This is a genomic window from Kocuria sp. CPCC 205231 (assembly GCF_040980965.1).
Classification (GTDB): domain Bacteria; phylum Actinomycetota; class Actinomycetes; order Actinomycetales; family Micrococcaceae; genus Kocuria; species Kocuria rosea.
This window is the reverse complement of the sequence record NZ_JAVKPP010000106.1, coordinates 1-532: the sequence shown is the minus strand read 5'-3', so window position 1 is coordinate 532 and position 532 is coordinate 1. Positions and strand designations below refer to the sequence as shown.

Below are 532 nucleotides of genomic sequence, written 5' to 3'. Positions count from 1 at the left end.
GAATATGTCTGAATGGGTAATCTGGGGCAACTCTATGCTTGCTTGTTACAACAAACTCCCAAAAGAAATGCAGGAAGCGTATGCTTTCATCAACGACTATGAATCTTTGTTGCAAGAACTCATGGATGCGTTGGATGCCATCAGGCATATAGAGCATATCTGTAAAAACAAAGGCTTTTCCTGCAAGACGAGTAAGGAGTGCCAGTCATACATAGTTGCTCATGTTATAGGAAATGCTTATCCTCGTCAAGCTCACCTTGGCTTGAAGATGCTGGAGTACTTCCGAAAGGAAGAAGCGCAACTTACTGAGGATATGAATATCTGCATCTCTTCAGACATCATTGAATCTACTTTTGGTATATACAAAAGCAAGAAGTCACCGAACAAGCTGTATGGAATAACTCCTTTTGCTCTAATGATACCATTATATCCAAAAGTCGTGAACGAATCCGTTACTAAAACATTTAATTTCAAAGAGCGCTTAGTGAATGTTAAACTTAAGGACATTGATGCTTGGACTACCGAGCACTTG

The 532-nt window shown here is 39.8% G+C and carries 1 protein-coding gene; it reads left to right on the top strand.

What is annotated here, in order from left to right; all coding sequences use genetic code 11:
- Positions 1–532, top strand: a 532-nt coding sequence (locus tag RF640_RS19085; RefSeq protein ID WP_368828674.1) for a hypothetical protein, incomplete at both ends; no start/stop codon positions are given.